Raw genomic sequence first — 15,633 nt, forward strand, 5'->3', positions numbered from 1 at the left:
GGCTCGTCGTCCCCGTTCTCGTCCACCGCGGCAGTTCACGTCCGCCGAGTTCGAAGTGGAGGCCAAGACCCTCGTCAGTCCAGCAGGGTGGTCATGAACACCTCGCGGTGGGCCACGAGCCACTCCTGAACGCGGTCCCACCGTCGCCAACCATCGCGCTGGGACAGCACCTGTGTGTAGACAGGGTCACCGCCGGCCACGCGGTCGGCGACGAAGGCCCGGCAGGACGCGGTGGCCTGTTCAATGACTCCGGGCAGTTCAGCGCGCTGCTGCCGGGACAGGCCGTAGCTGTCGGCGAGGAGTCGCAGTCGCTTCGGGACGTCCAGCCCGGCCGGGTGGAGGGCTGCCGCAGACTCGGGATCGAGCATGGGGACCCAGTAGCGGGCGGCCATGGCGACATCCCACAGTGGTCGTCCTGGTGCCGCCAGGTCGAAATCGATCAGGGCCGTGGCCCGACCGTCGCGGAAGACGACATTTTCCGGGCACACGTCGTTGTGGCACAGCATCGTTCCTCCCTCCGGGTCGGCCAGAGCCTGGGGCCACGCGGCGCGGGTGTCCACGGTGATGGCCGCGCCGGCGTCGTGCAGGCGTCGCAGCAGGCTCCCCACCGAACGCAGAGCGGTCTCCGTCATCGCCCAGCGGGGAAGCGGCGGCAGGGCAACATCGCCGGGGACGTAGGTCAGCTGCTCGCGGCCTTCCGTGGTGAGCCGGACCGGGGTCGGAGCCGCGTCGAAGCCGTGCTCCTTGAGCGCGCGGAGGTGGGCGTGAAGGGCGCGCGCAGTGGGCGGCGCCGGGCGTTCCACCAGGGAACCGCGGCGGAAGACCGCGCCCGCGTTCGCCAGGCCGCCGTGCAGTGCTTCGCCCTGTGCCGCCCCGTCCTCCTCCGACGTCATGCCGATCACGCTACGGGCCCGCCGGGGGACAGCGCGGCCCCCAACTCGTGCCGGCGCCGGGCGGCGGAACCCGGGCGGGTGCGGCGAGGGCGAGCCGCACGGGGAGCTCCGCCCGCCAAGAGTGACCCGGCACTGCGAAGAGGGGGAGGCGCAGTGCTCAAGCGCGCACGCTGCGAACCGTCGAGGAAACATTGAAAAGCGGGGACGGCCACGCTGCGGCTTATCGTCTTCATGGGAGCGGCCACCTGCGCCGCAGTCACCCTCGATGCCGGCGCCCGGCTCGCGGGACTGCTGTAGCGGTGCTGAGGCTCGATCCAGATTTTTCGGAGTCCGGCGGTCTGCGGATGCCGAGAACGTGCCACCGGCTCCGTCCCAGGGACACCAGCGGCCACCACCGGCCGCACGAGAAAGAAGGAGAGACCTGCATGGCGATTCAGCGGATGGACAACGTCGGCATCGTCGTCGAGGACATGGAGGCCGCCATCGCGTTCTTCGTGGAACTCGGCATGGAGCTGGAAGGCAGGGCGGAGATCGAGGGCCCCTTCGCCGACCAGTGCACCGGACTCGACGGCGTCCGCTGTGACATCGCGATGGTCCGGGCCCCGGACGGCCACGGCCGGCTCGAACTGGCGAAGTACCGCAGCCCCGCGGTGATCAGCACCGGGCCGCGCAACCGGCCGCACAACGTTCTGGGCACGCACCGCGTCATGTTCGCCGTCGACGACGTCGAGGACACCGTTGCCCGCCTGCGCCCTCACGGCGCCGAACTCGTCGGCGAGATCGCCCGGTTCGAGGACAGTTACCTGCTCTGCTACGTCCGCGGCCCGGAGGGCATCATCGTCGGTCTGGCCGAGCAACTGCGTTGATCTTGATCCTTGACGCCCGCAACGATCATCGCGACGTCAAGGACCAAGGCTTGCCGCTCCGCCGCAGGAGCACGCACCAGACCCCGGTCACATCGACGGAACCCGCTGAGAGAACCACAGGACGTGGTGGCTCCTGGGCTTGGCCCAGCTCAGCGCGCCGATCCCCACGGGCTCCGTGTCGAGGGTGTTTCACCCATCAGGTGACACGTGCTCGATGATCTCCAGGACCTCAACACGATCGGCCGGGACCATGTGTGCCCCGTCAATGTCCCGGGAGGTCCACCACCAGGCGTCGTCGACGGGCCGGCCAGCACGGCCCCCCAGAATGAGAGTGAGCTCCTCACCCGCGGTGAAGAGCCGCCGGACAGGTGGATCCACAGCACCCGCGTCGTAGTCGCTGACGATCCTGACGCGGGCTCGCATGTGCCAATGACGCTGAGAGATCTTGATTTCTTGCCGCATACCGGATCCAGAGGTCGCTGGTACGTGTCGCGGGAGCGACTCCGGCAGGAAACGGCTGTCCCCGGGCGCTCGCCGCAGCCCCGGCCGACGCCGGGGAGGCGAAGGGGTTGGTCTGCGGGGCCGCCGGAACCGGGTAACGTCTTTGTCATGTTCTTCCAGACGCCGATTTACGAGTGAGAGCGTGATGGGCCCCCGCTGACGTCCTTCGACGTCGCCGCCCGTCCCCCACCGATGAATCCGTAGATCACTTCACATCATTACCGGGAGAACCCGTGACCGTGAGCAAGAACATCAACAACCCCGTGGGCATGGGCGGCGGCCAGCGAAAGAAGCTGTCCCGCACCGAACGGCAGAACAACGGTCCGCACCGCAACCTCGACCGCCAGAGTGCAGCCGACCAGAAGGCGGAGCTGGTGCGCAAGATGCGCGAGAAGGCAGGCGCAGCTGAAGGCGCCGGGCAGGCGGACGACGACACCGCACAGAGCTGACGCGGTGCCGCCACAGGGCGGCACCGCACGGGGCAGAGCCCGGACCGCAACGCGCGGTCCGGGCTCTGCTGCTGTACCGGACGTGGCCGGACCCGCTCCGTTCCCGGCCGGCCACCCGCGTCTCAGCCGGCCATCCAAAACAGCCGCGGATTCAGCAGCCCCGTCACTGCCACCACCCCGAGCTGACCAGCGGCGTCACCACCATGATCGGCCGAATAAATCCCAGGGCCTGTGCGGGTCCCGATTTGCGATGCTGAGCGCCGGGTCCCGTTCTGGACACCGGATGGTGTTCACGAAGACATCGGGGGCGACCTGGCCGCCCCAGGCGTGTCTGTGTACGCAACAACGAGGGAGAACGGCGTGGAGCCATCAGAACTCCACCGCGCAGTTGAAGCAGGACGGGCGACCGCCGCAAAGCTGGGCCTTCAGGCCGACGATGCGATCGTCGTCCACAACTCGGACCGCGTCGCGCTGCGCCTGATCCCTTGCGATGTCCTGGCTCGGGTCGCTCCTTCGGGACACCTGGCCGATTCCGAGTTCGAGGTGGAGGTCGCCCGCCGCCTCGCCGATGTCGACGCTCCGGTGGCTGAGCTGGACCCTCGGGCCGAGCCCCGCGCCTATGTACGTGGTGCCTTCGCCGTCTCGCTCTGGACCTACTACGAACCGATGGGCTCAGAGATCGCGCCGGCCGACTACGCGGATGTGTTCCTGCGACACCACTCCGCCCTGCGCCGGATCGATCTGGAAGCACCGCATGTCACCGATCGCATCGCCGTAGCGTTGAGAGAGGTGACCGACCGGGAGCGGTCCCCCGAGCTGCCCGATTCTGACCGGGAACTCCTCAGCGGCACACTCAGTGGACTGAGCGCCACGATCAGCACCGGGGAAGCCCGCGACCAGTTGTTGCACGGTGAGCCGCATCCGGGCAACCTCCTGAACACGCGGAGAGGGCCGCTTTTCGTAGACCTTGCCACGTGCTGCCGCGGGCCGGTCGAGTTCGATCTCGCCCATGCGCCCGAAGAGGTGGGGAAGCACTACGCGGGGGCTGACCACGGTCTGATTCACCGGTGCCGCGCCCTGAACTGGGCGATGTTCTCGGCCTGGCGCTGGCGCCGGGACGACCACATGCCCGACCGGGACCACTGGAGAGTGGAGGGGCTCAATCGGGTTCGTGCCGCACTCGATCGCTGCGGACTGAGCTGAACTCAGGACGTGGCGGCCGCCGGCCCGGCCCGCTGCGCCGTGTGCGGCATCCCGACACGGTGCAGCGGCGAACTCGGCAGACTTGAGAGGACATCTCATCCCCTCGGCCCGTGCCCACGTCAAAGGCCCGGAAACGGACCAGGACCCGTCCGGCCGAGTGACTGCTCCGTGCCTGGGTCGTTCCTGTGGGATCTGGTGTCCTACCGAGGTGCTCAGCTGGTGAAGTACGCGGGTCGGTCGAGGTCCTCCAGTAGCCCCGGTCCCTCGGGTACCCAGCCGAGCAGTTCTCGGGTAGCGGTGCTCGACGCCGGCCCGTCTCCTTCCGCGTAGGCCGTGTACAGGCCGAAATGGCGACGGGCCTTGAGCGGCGACATGCTGACCGCCGGTACCCCGAGACGGCGGCCGATGACTTCGGCGATCGACCGGTAGGGCACTCCTTCTTCCGCAACGGCGTGGTAGCGGCCGGCCCGGGCACCGCGCTCGACGGCGAGCCGGAACACACGAGCCGCATCCGTGTGGTGAACGGCCGGCAACCGGTTCTCACCCTGGCCGACGTAGCCCGATGTGCCCTTTTTGCGGGCGAGTTCGATGAAGCGAGGGAGCGTGAATCGGTCACCATCGCCGTGTACGCACGGCATCCGCACGATCGATGCGTTCACGCCCGACTCCGCCAAGCCCATGATCGTGCGCTCGACATTGCGTCCGACGGGGCCCACGTTGGGGGAAGCCGGGTCGTCTTCGGTGCAGACCGGTCCGGACGTGATGACGGGTGCGAATCCGCCGGCCGCGACCAGCGGCCGGTCCGTGCCGGCAAACACCTCTGCGACGGCCTGCAGAGCGGCGCGCTCGATGCGGCTGTTTCGGGGGAACCTGGCGATGCTCCTGTTGTCGAACGCGGTGTGAATCGCCGCGTCGCTGCCGGCGGCTCCGTCGCGCACGCGCTCGGTCTCTTCCAGGCTGCCTGGGTGTGCCGTGGCACCTGCCGCCTGAAGTGACGCAGCGGAAGCCTCCGAGCGGGCCAGGGCCAGGACTTCGTGCCCCGACTCGATCAAATCGCGCACGACCGCGGAGCCGATGAAGCCGGTGCCACCTGTGACGAAGACACGCATCAGACTGCCCCTCCAGCGGGACGCCGCGGCCCCATGTAGTCCTTCAGCCGGGTCACGAGGCCGTCGCGCCGCGCGATGATCCACAGGTAGCGGATGTCGAAGGGATCACCAGTGGCCGCATCGAAATGGTGCCCCTCGGCCTCGATCATCACCTCCTCGCCCAGCTCACGCACCGTGATGTCGTCCAGGGTGCCGAACTGCACGCTGCCGCCCATCGCGGACATGTGGGCGCGAATCCGGGACTTGCCTTCGAGCCGGCGGACGTCACCGGCTGCGGCAAACGGGAACTCATGCACAGCGTCATCGGCGTACATCTGCAGCCAGGTGTCGACATCGCCTTCAGCGAGGCCGATCGCGGCCTCCGCCAGCCAGACGGGGAATTCCGCTTCGTCGTCCATGACGGGCTCCTCTAGAATTACGGACCATGAGTCCCAAAAAGCCTATCAGCATTACGGACCCAAAGTCCGAAAAGGTTCGGCGGGGGCGTCCCGCGGTCCCCCGCGACCGCATCCTGGGCGCCGCCGACGAGCTCCTGGCCGCCTCCACGGCCCCCAACACGGTCACGATGGACGACATCGCGGCAGCCGCCGGGGTCGGCAAGGGCACGCTCTTCCGGGCCTTCGGAAGCCGAGACGGCTTGCTGGACGCACTGTTCGCGGCACGCCTGGAACCCTGGCGCGAGGATCTCCACCGCGCCGGGTCCCCGATCGGCCCCGATGTGCCGGCAGCCGACCGGGTCGTGTCGATCCTGGAGCAGCTGCTGAACTTCAAGCTGGAGAACCCGGGCCTGCTCGCGGCGCGCGAGATGAGCGGTACGAGCCTGCTGGCAGCCCCGCACTACGTATGGGTGCACACGGTGTTGCGCGACCTGCTGGAGCAGGCGGGCTTCCGAGCGCAGTCGGCGGAATACACGGCTCACCTGCTCCTCGGGGGGCTCCAGGTCGAACTCATCGCCACGCTCAAGGCCTCCGGATGCTCCGAGGCCGACATCAGGCACGCGCTCGTGAGCACTGCACGCCGCATTCTCACCATGCCCACGGACACCTGAGCAGGCACAGCGTGGCCCTCGGCCGATAGCGACGCGTCATCTGCCTTGTAAGGCAAGCCCCTTCGGCAGGGCCGGGCCAGGTCCGAGCGCTGCCCCCGGACCAGGGCGGCGCCGAGAGCGGGCGGGCCGACGGAACCGGGAGGGGCCGGTGCCCCCGCTGATAAACTGGGGGACACGCTTCGAAACCGTTGGGGCCCGTACCGAGGGGTACGGGCCCCGGCGCGTTCCGGGCGCCAGACCGAGGAAGGTTCCCCCATGAACGCGAAGCCGCCGGACCCGAAGGGCGACGTCACTACGCCGCAGAGTGCTGCCCGTGACCTGCCGCCGGTCGAGTCCTTCGACGCACTCGGGCTGCCGCCGGAGCTGACGGCGACGATGACCGGCCTCGGCGTGACAGAGCCCTTCCCGATCCAGGCCGCGACCCTGCCCCACGCGCTGGCCGGCCGTGATGTCCTCGGCCGCGCCCGGACCGGTTCCGGCAAGACGCTTGCCTTCGGGCTTGCGCTGCTGGCACGGACGGCAGGTATGCGAGCGGAGTCGAAGCGGCCGCTCGCACTGGTCCTGGTGCCGACCCGGGAGCTCGCGCAGCAGGTGAGCGATGCGCTGGCGCCGTACGCGCAGGCGCTGAACGTGCGGCTGGCGACGGTGGTGGGCGGGCTGGCGATCAACCGGCAGGCAGCGCTGCTGCGGGCCGGCGCCGAAGTGGTCGTCGCGACACCGGGGCGGCTCGCCGACCTCGTATCGCGTCGGTCCTGTGATCTGGAGCAGGTGCGGATCACGGTGCTGGACGAGGCGGACCAGATGTGCGACCTGGGGTTCCTGCCGCAGGTCTCGGACATCCTGGACCAGGTCCGCCCCGACGGACAGCGGCTGCTGTTCTCGGCGACGCTCGACCACAAGGTCGACCAGTTGGTGCAGAGCTATCTGCACGAGCCGGCGGTAACCTCGCTCGACCGTGTGGCGGGCGCGGTCACCACGATGGAACACCACGTGCTGAACGTCCATCCCGCCGACAAGTACGCGACCGCGACCGAAATCGCGGCGCGGGACGGCCGGGTCCTGATGTTCCTGGACACCAAGGCCGGCGTGGACCAGTTCACCCGGCACCTGCGGGCCAGCGGGGTACGGGCCGGCGCCCTGCACAGCGGGAAGTCGCAGCCCCAGCGCACACACACGCTCGCGCAGTTCAAGGACGGCGAGATCACCGTGCTGGTGGCCACCAACGTCGCGGCGCGAGGCATTCACATCGAGGCGCTCGACCTCGTCGTCAACGTCGACCCGCCTGCCGACGCGAAGGACTACCTGCACCGCGGCGGGCGTACGGCTCGTGCCGGGGAATCCGGGAACGTGGTCACGCTGGTCACCCCGAACCAGCGGCGGGACGTGAACCAGATCATGACCGATGCCCGGATCCGGCCGACTGTCACCCAGGTGCGCTCCGGCGAGGAGAAGCTGACCGCCATCACCGGGGCGAAGCGCCCGCCGATCGAAGGGAAGGGCAGCGGCAATGCCCCCTTCCGTGGCATGGGCGCTCGTCCGGGCCGCCCCAAGGAGTCCCGGAGAACGGCCGACGCCCGCAAGACGGCGGAGGCACGCGCGGCGGCCCGGGTACGCAGGGGCCGCTGACCCGCACGGGGTTGCCGGAAGGGGACCGGGCGCCTCCGAGGCCTCCATCCGTCCGAGCACCGGTCAGTGGTCACTGCCGAACATGGGCGCCTGTACGTCCTCATCACCCGTCACCACCCCGCGCACCGGATGCGGACCGGCTCGCCGGTGGGCCGGCTCCCCGGTGGGCCGTGGCGATGGCTCCAGCGGCAGACCCTCGACTGGGCGCAGCTGTCGACCGGGCAGCAGGAGCGGCTGTCCAGGCTCGGCGTACAGCCGCTTGAGACCCCCTCCTCCCCCGCCGGCCGCCGCACGCGGGGCGAAGTCCGACACCAGGTCGAGGCGCGACAGGTTCTCGGCGGAGCAGCTGGACGCACTCGCCGAACTGGACATGGAATGGGCAGCATGAACCCCGAGGACGAAGCAAACGAGGCGCGGCTCGCAGCGCCTGAGGTCAGCGTCGAGGGGGATGGGCGGCTGACCGTACCCGCCGACCAGGTCACCGCGCTTCTGCGTTCCATCGCCCACACCTGGAAGACCGGCACGCGCGACGGTGTCCCCGTGCTCGTTGTGGAAGAAGGCGCCGACGTCAGCCTTGAGCCCGTGACCGTCCGCGCCCTCGCCGACACCCTCACCAACATCGCCGATCAACTCGACGTCCAGTACATCCACATCACCACCCACACCCACAAGAACAGCGACTGAGGGGGCGGGACAGGAACCCGCCGCGGCACTGGGACGCGCAGCAGTCCAGCCCGGGGCCGGTCGATCGCCGCCCCTACCGGCCCCGGGCGTTCGGCCGTGTCGCCGTCGACTTGCGCCGGTCGGGCCGACCGGCGGGAAGACCTCCCGGCCAAGAAGCGGACTTCAGTGGCTAAACTCCCCTTTTGTTCGCATTTCCTCCTGTGTGTACCGCCACGTGCCCCCTGTACCCGGAAAGGCCGTGCCGCCATGTCACGGATGTTCTCCCTCGGTAGACGCCATGCCCGGCGGGAGCGCCAGGAACGCCGCCAGAAGGACGAGTCCACGGCGCTCGACCGGCTCTACGGCACCGAGTTCGAAAGCTTTCCCTTCCCCGTCCCGGAGCAGGTGGACGAACAGACCGCCACCGACTTCCTGCGCTTCGTCCTCCGCCACGCCCGGGAGCTCTTCCTTGCCGGCGCGGAGACGCAGGCCATCGACGCGGCCGCCATCGCGATCACGGCACGCTGGCGGATGGACCATGTCAGCATCGACATCACCTCCCGGACGGTCCAGGCCCAGTACGCCCCGGAGGGCATCCTGCCGCTGATGATGATGACGGTGACGGGCTCGGAGGACAGCCGGGATCTCGACCAGCTCGACCAGCTGCACAGCCTCACCCGGCACATCCTGCGCGAGGACATGCCTCCATCGGCCGCCGAGCGCGCCCTGAACCAGATCATCTCCCGCAAGGGCATCTGGCCCTGGTGGACGTCGGTGCTGGGCGGCGCCCTGCTCGCCGCGATGCTCTGCGTCCTCGCCTCCGGCACCCTCAAGGCCGCGCTCTTCTCGCCGCTGGTCTTCGTGATCAGCAACCGCGTCAGCTGGGCCCTCGGCAAGAGCGGCCTCCAGTCCTTCTACGTCACGGCGCTCCAGACCGCCTGCTCGATCGGCTCCGCCCTGCTGCTCGCCGACGCCAGGGTGCTGACCGGCGGCGAGGCGGCGAGCGTCGCCGCCGCCAACGTGGTGATCCTGCTGCCCATCCTGTCCCTGGTCAGCATGGTGGAGGACGCGATCTCCGGGTTCCGCTCCATGGCGAGCGGCCGGATCATCAGTGTGGGGCTCTTCTTCGCGGCCATGGTCGCCGGCGTCTTCCTCGTCGGCTTCCTGTTGCGGCACAGTGATCTGCAGGCCCGGGACACCGCCTTCCGCGCCCTTCCGCTCGCGGCCACCCTGCTGACGTCGGCCATCGGCTCCCTCGGCAACGCCGTCTTCATGGGCGGGCCGCCCCGCCTGCTGCCCTGGGCGGTCGCTGGTGGGGTGCTCGCCGGTTTCGTCAACAACGGCACCCAGCAGTACCTGGACCAGCCGACCCCGGTCGCCACTCTCACCGGGGCGGTGTTCCTCGGTGCGGCGGCCGGTGCGGTCGCTCCCAGCCTGCGCCTTCCGGCCCGCTCCCTCGTGGTACCCGGTGTCGCAGGGGCCCTGCTGCCGGGCCCGGACGTCTACCGCAGCCTGCTCCAGGCCGCGTTGCACGTCTCGGGGGCGGGTTCGTACGCCCTGATCGCCTTCGTCGCCACCGCCGCCATCGGGGTCGGCAGCGTCCTCGGCAGCTCCCTCGGCAACGCCGCCCAGCGCGAATGGAGCCCCCGTGCCCGCAGCCCCCGAAGCGGCTCCACCTCGTCCGCATAAACGACCGGCCGTGCCTGTGCGCCACCACTGCCGCAAGGGACTTGATCCACTGGGCTCGATTTGCCGGGTGGGCGGTGACTTGTCCGTGATGGCAGTTACTTGTCCGTGATGGCGGTGACTTGTCGGCGGACCTCAGCCTGTTCCCGTCCGACGGGGTGTGGTGCCTTGTTCATGGTGAGCGGGACGGGAGCACGGTTCGCCGGTTCTGAGCACTCGGCCGGCGTCCTGAACGGCGGCTCGTCCGGCGGTTTGTGGAGCCGGGCGGGCGCCCGTCGGCGGCGAGCCATACATGGGCAGACGGCAGCAGCATGCTGCTGAGCGCGCGAGGCGACAAGTGCCGGGTCCCCGGGGAGCGTTACCGCGCGTCGGCGCAGGTACTCCGGATGCTCTACCGGCGGACCGCCGAGATCAGCCCGCCGGGCCGCTCCTCACGCTGCGGCGGGGTGCTGATCGGGCGGCCGTAGGCGGCAGCGCGCTCGCGCAGGGTGTGGCTGTCGGCCTCCCAGTCGTGCCCGGCCAGCCAGCCCACCGGGTCGTCGGGCATCTCCGAGATCCACATGGACGCCGCCGATCCCGGCGTGGCTTCCGCGCCGAAGCGCTCGATCACGCCGCGCGAGCCCAAGGTCAGCCCCATCCGACTGCCTGCTGCCGACTGCCTGCTGATCCGGGCCAGCAGCAGCTCCACCGCGTCCTCGGGCAGATAGATCAGCAGCCCTTCGGCGATCCACGCGGTCGGCACGGCCGGGTCGTGCCCTGCGGCGGCCAGCGCGGCCGGCCAGTCCTCACGCAGATCCACCGCGACGGTGATCCGCTCGCAGCGCGCGACGGCCCGCTCCTGGCGCAGCACCGAAGCCTTGAAGTCCAGTGGCGCGGCAGTGTCGACCTCGAACAGCCGGGTGCCCTCGGGCCAGTCCATCCGGAAGGCCCGGCTGTCCATGCCGGCGCCGAGCAGCACGACCTGCCTGACCCCGGACGCGGAGGCCTCCTGCAACAGGTCGTCGAGGAACTTCGTCCTGATGACGATGGAGAACGACACGGCCCGCCGACGGCGTCGCGCGGCCTCGTCATCGGACAGCCGCGGCGAGGAGGGCCACAGGCCGCCGGCGGTGGCGAAGGCCTGTGCCAGTGGGTCGCGGAAGAGCGCGTTCTCCCGCTCGGTCTCCAGCGCCCGCACCCTGGCCACCCCCACCGCCGTGGCCCACACACCCGACGGCTGCACCCGCTCCTGCTCATCAGCCACCGCGCCAGCCTAGATGATCGATTCCGAGGGGCCTGAAAGGGGCCTGAAAGGGGCCTGCTGAGGGGAGCTGGCTTCATGCGCGGCCGGCCAGTCATGCGCGCGCCGACCGCCTGCGACCACTGAAACCACCCTGAGGCGAAGATCAACAGTCACGCTGTGTAGGCGACGTGTAGGCGACCACGCGAAGTGGGAGGTATACCTGACCGAGGATCTGAGACTCCGGGTCCGGGCCATGCCGCCCTTCCAACGCGTCCGCTACGACATCCAGTGCGATCGATGCGCACCGGCCACGTCTACGGCATCTCCCTCGACCGCTGCGCCCCCCTGGCGGCCCCCGAAGCGGTGCTCTCCCCGTGCGAGCCGGAGTACCTCCGTTCGCGCAGCATCCTCGACGACGACCAGGACGCGGTCCTCATCGAGATGGAGCGGATCGACGGCTTGCTCCGCGGCTACCTCTCCGCCCGCGGCTGGGCGACCGAGCACACCTTCTGTTCGAAGCGCAGCTGCCTGCGCGAACTCGTCGCCGTCCGACCGGAACTGGCTCCGTCATGACCGACCACGCGGCACTCGGCAATCCCCCGGAGGAAGTACCGGAACCCACACGAGTGATCGAACGCAGCATCACAGCACAGCATTCCCGGCCACACCAAGGGCCACTCGCCTATTCGAAATCAGGTTCTAGATTTCGCCCCCGTGCACCCGTGACGGCGAAGGGAAAGGCCCAGTTACCCGATCACCTGTCCGCATCACGTCCCGAGGAGCACCCATGCATCGCTTGCACCGCCCTGCGCTCGTTCATCCTGCGTTCGAACATGCCGCCTGCCCCCCGGATACCTCCGCTCGCCCCGCTGACGGCCGCACCGGCTTCTTCACGGACGGTTCACGACCGGATACGAGGTACCTGACATGACCGAACCCGCCAGCATCCCCGCGTCACTGGCCAGGTGGGTGGAATCCGTTCTGGGGCCGATCCAGGTCGTACGCGACGCCTCCCACGCGCGGACGGACTCTCAGGTGTGGGAGGTGACCAGCAGGGCGGGCCGTCACTTCGTGAAGGTGGCGCCCAGGCCGATCCTCTACACCCGCGAGACACGGGCCTACCGTGAGTCCGTTCCCCGCCTCGGCCACGCCAACGCGCCGGTAATGAAGGACAGTTCGGCTGAACTGCTCGCCCTCGTCCTCACCGCCGTGGACGGCAACACCCTGGGGGGTGATACGGCACCCGCAGGACGCCGCGTCGCACACCAGCAGGCCGGCCGACTCCTGCGCCTCTTCCACGATGCGCTGCCGAACCACCAAGCCCAGGCCGAGACCGCGAACACCATCGAGGACACGGTCACCGGGCTGGAGAAGCACATCGCCGCCGCAGGCAGCCATCTGTCCACCGCCGAAGCCGACATGCTCCGCAGCATCGTCAGCACCCTCCCCACTCTCGGACCGCTGCCCACCGGACTTCTCCACGGGGACTTCTGGGAACGCAACCTGCTCTGGAACGGCCGGCGCTGCGCGCTGATCGACTACGAACGCAGCACGCCAGGCCCCCTCGTCGCCGACTTCGTCAAACTCGCCACGGCCGCATGGCCGGGCCACCCCCACCTGAACACAGCGCTGTTCACCGGCTACGGGCGTCAGCTCTCCCCCGTCGAACAGCAGGCGCTGACGGCCTTCGCCGCGGCGGACGCGGCCGGCGCCCTGGCCTACGGCCCCCGCCACGGCGACACCCATGTGACCGCGCGCGGCCGGCGCACGGTCGAGCGTCTGGCACGGGAGGGGTGGCGATGAGCGAGCACCCCCAGCTGCTGACTGCCTGCGTGGCCCAGGTCCTGCTGCATGCGAACGGATCCGCCCTGTGCGTTCGCGGAAAACCCGGCGCGGCACTCGCCCAGGGAAGGCTGACCGTCCTGGGAGGCCGCCTCCAGGACGGCGAACCACTGGACCGTGCGGCACGGCGGGAAACGGAGAAGGCAACCGGAGTCCGCGTCAGCCCCACCCACCAGGAGTTCTGTGGACTCCTCCACCATCACGCCCCCGGAAGAACCGACCAGATCACCGCCGTGTTCGTGGCGCAGTCCTGGACCGGTGAGCCGAACAACGCCGAGCCACACAAGCACCAAGGACTCTTCTGGGTGTCGATGGAGAATCCCCCGCCGGACTGTCACCCCGACACCACCGCCATCTTCCAGACGCTCACCGAGGGCCCCTCGTACAGGGCACTGAACTGGATCAGCCCGGGAGGCTCCCTGTGAAACGCTTCTTCGGGCCCGTACGGATGGCTGAACCCCAGGTCTCCGACGCCGAACAAGAACTCTTCGGCGGACCGCTGCGCTACGACATGGGCTGGGCCGAACACGAGCACGCACGACTCGACTTGACGATGCTCTCGGCCATCCGCGCCATGCCCCGGTTGGTCGGCGGCACCCTGCGCCGCGCCTGGTCCGTGGACCGGCCGGCCCTGCTCGCTGTCGGGTTCAGTGAGATCGGGCAGGGCATCGCGGCGGCCGTCAGCCTGCTGGCAGTCAATGCCGTGATGCACGCCCTCCTCGGTGGCGGCACACCGGACCACCGCTTGCACAAGGCGCTGCCCGCGCTGATCGCCGCAGCCATCGTCGCGGTCGCCAACGCCGCCCTCGCCGGCTGGTCCACCTCCCGGGCCGGACGTCTGGAGCCGCTGGTCGAGCGGGTCGCGACGACCGAGTACCTGGCCGCTGCCACGGCGGTGGAGCTGGAGGCCATCGAAGACCCCGAGTTCCGCCGGCTGATCGACGTCGCGCAGTACGGCGCCGCGTCCGCCCGCCGCATGATCAGTGCCTGCGTCGCCGCCCTGAACGGCACGATCTCCCTGATCGCCACCGCCAGCATCCTCACCGTGCTGCACCCCGCTCTGCTGCCCATGCTGGTCCTGATCGCGGCTCCCCGCGGCTGGGGGGCCATGCGGGTGGCCCAGGAACGCTACGTCTCGGCGATGAACTGGATCGAGCACCTGCGCGCGAGCCGCCTCATCGGCAACCTGCTCACCGAGCGCACTGCGGCCCAGGAGGTGCGGATCCACGCCGTCGGTCCGTTCCTCCTGGACAAGTACCGGGACATGGCCGAGAGCGCCGAGGCCGAGCAGAAGCGCCTCGCCAACGGCAAGGCGCTCACGGAACTGGTGGCCGCAGCCCTGTCCGGGGTGGCGATGGCCTGCACGTACGCGGTGATGTTCTGGCTGGTCATGACCGGGCGCATGAGCCTGGCCGTGGCCGGGACCGCCGTGATCGCGGTCCGTTCCGGCTCGGCGAGCCTGGGCGCGCTGGTCATGAACGTCAACCAGCTTCACGAGGAGTCCCTCTACGTCCAGGACCACGACCGGTTCCTGAGCGTCGCGGCGGGCCGCGCCATCCCGGCCGGCGGCGGCCCGGTGCCCCGCAAGGCCGGCCAGGTCGACCTCGACAAGGTCACCTACCGCTATCCGGACCGCGACGAACTGGCACTGGACGGGGTCTCGCTCACCCTCCCCATGGGCTCGGTAACGGCGGTGGTGGGTGAGAACGGCTCGGGTAAGAGCACCCTCATGAAGGTCCTGGCGGGCCTGCTGCTCCCGCAGAGCGGCACGGTCCACTGGGGCGAGGCCGAGCTGTCGAGCCTGGACCGGGCCGAGGTGTTCGACCGCGTCTCGCTGCTGACGCAGGATTTCCAGCGCTGGCCGGTGACGGCCGCCCTGAACATCCGCATCGGCCGCCCCGAACACCCGGCGACCGACGACGAGCTGCGCTCCTCGGTCGACTACGCCGGGGCCTCCCCCGTCATCGCGAAACTGCCCGAAGGACTGCGGAGCCTGCTGGCCCGGATGTTCCGCGGTGCCACGGAACTCTCCGGAGGTGAGTGGCAGAAGATCGGCCTGGCTCGCACCCACTGGCGCAGCTCCACATCGGACGCGGACAGTGTCCTCATCGTCGATGAACCCACCTCTGCCCTCGACCCCGAGGCGGAAATCGCCGCCTTCGACCGCATCCGCCGGCTTGCCGGGCCCCATCGGGCGGTCGTCCTCGTCACGCACCGCATGTCCGGCGTCCGGCACGCCGACCAGATCTACGTCCTCGACCGGGGCCGTCTCGCGGAACAGGGACACCACGACGAACTGATCGCAGCCCAGGGCCGCTACGCGTCCATGTTCGACGCCCAGGCCGCTCAGTACGCACCCGGTCCAAGCATCCCGAGTCCCGCCTCTCCGACCGTCACAGATCCCGTGTGACCCCTCACGATGAAAGGAGCACCGTGACGACTCCTCCCACCACCGAACTGCACGAAGCCAGCGGCCTGCGCCAGCAGCTCGCCGACCGGCTCCTGGCCGCCGGGCACATACACCG

At 69.7% G+C, this 15,633-nt stretch carries 17 protein-coding genes; 11 read left to right on the top strand and 6 right to left on the bottom strand.

Annotation, left to right across the window (positions count from 1 at the left end):
* Positions 1-74: 74 nt before the first annotated feature.
* The gene (locus OG285_RS37055) at positions 75-893 is read right to left on the bottom strand and encodes an aminoglycoside phosphotransferase family protein (protein ID WP_331760270.1); all 819 of its coding nucleotides are present in this window, start codon (positions 891-893) and stop codon (positions 75-77) included.
* A 425-nt stretch (positions 894-1,318) separates the two neighbouring features.
* Between OG285_RS37055 and OG285_RS37060 the strand changes: the two genes are divergently transcribed.
* Complete coding sequence (locus tag OG285_RS37060) at positions 1,319-1,759, top strand: VOC family protein (RefSeq protein ID WP_331760271.1); 441 nt, start codon at positions 1,319-1,321, stop codon at positions 1,757-1,759.
* A gap of 189 nt (positions 1,760-1,948) precedes the next feature.
* Here the strand turns inward: OG285_RS37060 and OG285_RS37065 are convergent, their stop codons facing one another.
* The gene (locus tag OG285_RS37065; RefSeq protein WP_331760272.1) at positions 1,949-2,182 is read right to left on the bottom strand and encodes a hypothetical protein; all 234 of its coding nucleotides are present in this window, start codon (positions 2,180-2,182) and stop codon (positions 1,949-1,951) included.
* Between the two features lie 311 nt (positions 2,183-2,493).
* Here OG285_RS37065 and OG285_RS37070 point away from each other — a divergent pair, with 311 nt between their 5' ends.
* Complete coding sequence (locus OG285_RS37070) at positions 2,494-2,709, top strand: DUF6243 family protein (RefSeq protein WP_331760273.1); 216 nt, start codon at positions 2,494-2,496, stop codon at positions 2,707-2,709.
* 360 nt (positions 2,710-3,069) lie between these two features.
* The gene (locus OG285_RS37075) at positions 3,070-3,912 is read left to right on the top strand and encodes a phosphotransferase (RefSeq protein WP_331760274.1); all 843 of its coding nucleotides are present in this window, start codon (positions 3,070-3,072) and stop codon (positions 3,910-3,912) included.
* A gap of 212 nt (positions 3,913-4,124) precedes the next feature.
* Here the strand turns inward: OG285_RS37075 and OG285_RS37080 are convergent, their stop codons facing one another.
* Both OG285_RS37080 and OG285_RS37085 read right to left on the bottom strand, forming a co-directional pair.
* A complete protein-coding gene (locus tag OG285_RS37080) occupies positions 4,125-5,021 on the bottom strand; it encodes an SDR family oxidoreductase (protein ID WP_331760275.1) in 897 nt (298 codons plus the stop codon).
* Positions 5,021-5,419 (bottom strand): nuclear transport factor 2 family protein, encoded by a 399-nt coding sequence (locus tag OG285_RS37085; RefSeq protein WP_331760276.1) that lies wholly within the window; start codon positions 5,417-5,419, stop codon positions 5,021-5,023. The genes OG285_RS37080 and OG285_RS37085 overlap by 1 nt, the downstream gene beginning before the upstream one ends.
* 26 nt (positions 5,420-5,445) lie before the next feature.
* On the opposite strand from OG285_RS37085, the gene OG285_RS37090 reads away from it, so the two are divergent.
* Together OG285_RS37090 and OG285_RS37095 are read left to right on the top strand one after the other, a co-directional pair.
* Entirely contained in the window at positions 5,446-6,069 is a 624-nt protein-coding gene (locus OG285_RS37090) for a TetR/AcrR family transcriptional regulator (RefSeq protein ID WP_331760277.1), read from the top strand.
* 255 nt (positions 6,070-6,324) lie between these two features.
* Positions 6,325-7,695 (top strand): DEAD/DEAH box helicase, encoded by a 1,371-nt coding sequence (locus tag OG285_RS37095; RefSeq protein WP_331760278.1) that lies wholly within the window; start codon positions 6,325-6,327, stop codon positions 7,693-7,695.
* Positions 7,696-7,758: 63 nt separating this feature from the next.
* Here OG285_RS37095 and OG285_RS37100 read toward each other — a convergent pair whose 3' ends face one another.
* Entirely contained in the window at positions 7,759-8,067 is a 309-nt protein-coding gene (locus OG285_RS37100) for a hypothetical protein (protein ID WP_371793724.1), read from the bottom strand.
* A 12-nt stretch (positions 8,068-8,079) separates the two neighbouring features.
* On the opposite strand from OG285_RS37100, the gene OG285_RS37105 reads away from it, so the two are divergent.
* Positions 8,080-8,379: a hypothetical protein gene (locus tag OG285_RS37105; protein ID WP_356830644.1), complete on the top strand. Its 300-nt coding sequence runs from the start codon at positions 8,080-8,082 to the stop codon at positions 8,377-8,379.
* A gap of 255 nt (positions 8,380-8,634) precedes the next feature.
* A complete protein-coding gene (locus OG285_RS37110; protein ID WP_371793725.1) occupies positions 8,635-10,047 on the top strand; it encodes a threonine/serine exporter family protein in 1,413 nt (470 codons plus the stop codon).
* Between the two features lie 388 nt (positions 10,048-10,435).
* Here OG285_RS37110 and OG285_RS37115 read toward each other — a convergent pair whose 3' ends face one another.
* Positions 10,436-11,287, bottom strand: a complete 852-nt coding sequence (locus OG285_RS37115) for a class I SAM-dependent methyltransferase (protein WP_331760281.1) — start codon at positions 11,285-11,287, stop codon at positions 10,436-10,438.
* 276 nt (positions 11,288-11,563) lie between these two features.
* Here OG285_RS37115 and OG285_RS37120 point away from each other — a divergent pair, with 276 nt between their 5' ends.
* From OG285_RS37120 to OG285_RS37135, 4 genes are all read left to right on the top strand, one after another.
* Positions 11,564-11,839 carry a hypothetical protein gene (locus OG285_RS37120; RefSeq protein WP_331760282.1) on the top strand — a complete coding sequence of 92 codons (276 nt, stop codon included), beginning with the start codon at positions 11,564-11,566 and terminating at the stop codon, positions 11,837-11,839.
* A 354-nt stretch (positions 11,840-12,193) separates the two neighbouring features.
* On the top strand, positions 12,194-13,069 hold the full coding sequence (locus tag OG285_RS37125) for an aminoglycoside phosphotransferase family protein (RefSeq protein WP_331760283.1): 876 nt from the start codon (positions 12,194-12,196) through the stop codon (positions 13,067-13,069).
* On the top strand, positions 13,066-13,533 hold the full coding sequence (locus OG285_RS37130) for an NUDIX domain-containing protein (RefSeq protein ID WP_331760284.1): 468 nt from the start codon (positions 13,066-13,068) through the stop codon (positions 13,531-13,533). Before OG285_RS37125 ends, OG285_RS37130 begins: the two co-directional genes overlap by 4 nt.
* A gap of 23 nt (positions 13,534-13,556) precedes the next feature.
* On the top strand, positions 13,557-15,518 hold the full coding sequence (locus tag OG285_RS37135; RefSeq protein WP_331760553.1) for an ABC transporter ATP-binding protein: 1,962 nt from the start codon (positions 13,557-13,559) through the stop codon (positions 15,516-15,518).
* The last annotated feature ends 115 nt before the right edge of the window (positions 15,519-15,633 follow it).

The sequence above is a fragment of the Streptomyces sp. NBC_01471 genome, from assembly GCF_041438865.1.
Classification (GTDB): Bacteria; Actinomycetota; Actinomycetes; order Streptomycetales; family Streptomycetaceae; genus Streptomyces.